At 66.4% G+C, this 2,652-nt stretch carries 2 protein-coding genes; both read left to right on the top strand.

The window, feature by feature from the left end; genetic code table 11:
• Positions 1-174 precede the first annotated feature (174 nt).
• On the top strand, positions 175-1,875 hold the full coding sequence (locus tag IJH84_RS17745; protein ID WP_295146450.1) for a hypothetical protein: 1,701 nt from the start codon (positions 175-177) through the stop codon (positions 1,873-1,875).
• 134 nt (positions 1,876-2,009) lie between these two features.
• Complete coding sequence (locus tag IJH84_RS17740; protein WP_295146447.1) at positions 2,010-2,552, top strand: 2'-5' RNA ligase family protein; 543 nt, start codon at positions 2,010-2,012, stop codon at positions 2,550-2,552.
• Positions 2,553-2,652 lie beyond the last annotated feature (100 nt).

The raw sequence follows: 2,652 nt of genomic DNA, 5'->3' as shown, positions 1-2,652 counted from the left end.
TGGAGTCGCTGATTCGGCCGAGGCCGGACCCGGACCGCGAGCCGGAACCGTGGTGCGGACGTCCTGCAGGGCAAAGATCTTGCTCTCGGCTTTGCCCGCCAGCTCCTGCGGCCGTGTTGCCGGCAGGTGGCAAGGTCCGGGCAGCGGGCTGTCCACGACTTCCGGGAGACGATCATGCGAGCGCACGAGCGGCGCGATGCGGAAACTTCGAGAAAATCCGATGCGGTGCGCGCGACGGCGGCACCGGCTCAGGTGCGGGATCCGCTTCCCGCCGCGGAGCTCGCGCGGCTGCAAGGCGTGCTCGGAAACTCCGAGGTGGCCAAGCTGGTGGAACGCGGGCGCGGTGGTGGTAACCCGGTAGCCGCCGGACATCCCGTGCAACGCATGGCGTTGCCTGAATTCCAAGCTGAGCTGCAGCAGCACGGTTTGGCCGGGGACTCGGACTTCATCACGTTCTTCGAGATCCGCCGGACGAGTGGTGACATCGACGACAAGAAGAATCCGGCCGACCCCGGCGCCGTGGTTCAGGACGCTACCCCTGGATCGCAAGAACGGTTGCGGCGGCTGGTGGAAAAACCGCATGTCACCAGCGAATTTGTACGGGCCGAAATCGCGGAGTACCAGTCCGGTGAAGCGGATGGTGAAAAAGGTTCGAGAAAGCAGCCGAAGGGCCTGGACAATCCCCGCGTGGTGGGTCTCGAGATCGAGCTGGGGAACGTCAATCTGGACGTTCCCGAAGGCGAATCGGTCAAGAACACGGATTTGCTGGCCAGCACGGCGGAGCAGACGGAAGTCGGCCGTCCGGTCCTGCAATTAGAGGTCGAGGGGATGGGAAGGTCCGGCGACGTTCCATCGGTAGAACTGATCTACGGTCCGCTGACATCCGCTGAATACGGCTCGGCCGCACTGCTCACGGCGCGGGAGAACCTGCGAAAAGCTCTCGGCACGAAAGGGAACCTGAAAGAGCGCATATTGAGTTACAACAAGACATTGCGGACTGCTGCGGAGAAGCGGTACAAGCTCACCCCGGCGACGCGCTCCGCCAAATTGCGAACGTCGTCCCACGTGACGCCCAACTCGAATCAGCAGACCAATGTTTCGACCCCTTACGGAAAGCTGGGCTGGCGACCGGAAAAAGCCGACGACAAGGATTTCGAGAAGTTCTTCAACCGGCCGGAGCAAGTGGATGCCGTGCGCTACCGGAAGGCCAGGGAGGGGGGTGCCGCTCTGGCCGCTGAAGTCGCCGAGCGCTGGAGGGCTCGGACGCAAGGGCCGGAAGTTCGCTGGCCGAACCTCCGCTCCCTGCTCACGCAGGTGTTGTTCCAAGAGGTGCAGTACAAGTACTACGACGTGACCCGGGGCGCCGAAAGCCCGGACGACAAGCACCGTTTCCACGTGATGTTGAAGGCCAGTCCGCAGGACGTGGTGATGTCGATCCTCAGCGACGACGAAGCGAAAGCGCTGCTCGCATGGCTGGTCGAGGGAAATGAACGCGAATTGGCGAAAGAGGTTCGCCGGTCGTACAACGTCGCTCCCAGGCCGGCGGCCGACATGACCGACGATGAAGACAAGCTGGATTCGTACGGTAAAGAGGTCGCCGGTTATATGCGAAGCGTTCTGGTCACCCGCCTGCTCGCAGGGCAGCAGTTGCTGGAGACGGTTTCCGGCGACGCCCGGCGGTCCCGGGTGTTCGGGGAGAACCGGGAAGTCGGCCAAGTCGAGCACTTCCACCCGCGTGCCAGCAACCGCATTCCGATCACGGTGCAAGGTTCGCGCTACTACATGGTCGTGGAACAGCGCGATGCCGGGCACACGCTGAATCGCGGCGGCCCCAAACACGAGTGGAAGAAGACCGTTGACGATCTCCAACGGTGATCGCCGCGGTGTCGCGACTGCGCGCGTGCCGCCCGGTCGTCCTGCTGCGGGGAAACCGGGTGCGCGGGGAAACCGGGTGCGCGGGGAAACCGGGTGCGCGGGGAAACCGGGTGCCGCGGCAGTATAACGGCACCATGCCCGAACATGGTGTGACGGCGCTGCTGCTGCCGGTTCCCGGTGCCGATGCGCTGCTGCGGGAGGTGGCCGCCGACTATCCCGGAGCGGTGCGGGACGGCGTTCCCGCGCACATCACGGTGCTCTACCCGTTCCTGCCGCTGTCCGAAGTGGACGATCCGGTGTTGGACGAGCTGCGCGCGCTGTTCGCGCGGCGGACCGCGCCGCGCGTCGAGTTCGCCCTGCCGGAGCCGGACCACGGCTTCGTCGCGCTGCGGCCCGAACCGCTCGAACCGCTGCGCGAGCTCACCGACGCGGTCCGGTCCCGCTGGCCGCACCTGGTTCCCTACGGCGGCTCGCACGGCGACGACGTGGACCCGCACCTGACCGTCGCGATGGATGTGTCCACTTCGGACGCGCGGAGCATCGCGGCGGGCATCGCCGGGCACCTGCCGCCTCCTGCGGTGCTCGAACAAGCGTGGGTGACCGGCTACGACGGCGAATGGTCGGTGCGGGCGCGACTGCCGCTGGCGGGACGGCCGCATCGCGGCACCGGCTGCTGATCCTGCGCGGTCAGAAACCGTCGCTGTCGCCGTTGGCCGCGCGCAGCGTGCGCATCGCCTCCGCCAGCGCGTGCGAGCGGTCCGCGCCCAGCGGCGCCAG

It is taken from the genome of Saccharopolyspora sp. (assembly GCF_017434145.1).
In the GTDB taxonomy this organism is placed as follows: Bacteria; Actinomycetota; Actinomycetes; order Mycobacteriales; family Pseudonocardiaceae; genus Saccharopolyspora_C; species Saccharopolyspora_C galaxeae.
The sequence above is the reverse complement of the archived record's forward strand: the minus strand, read 5'-3'. Positions and strand labels throughout refer to the sequence as shown.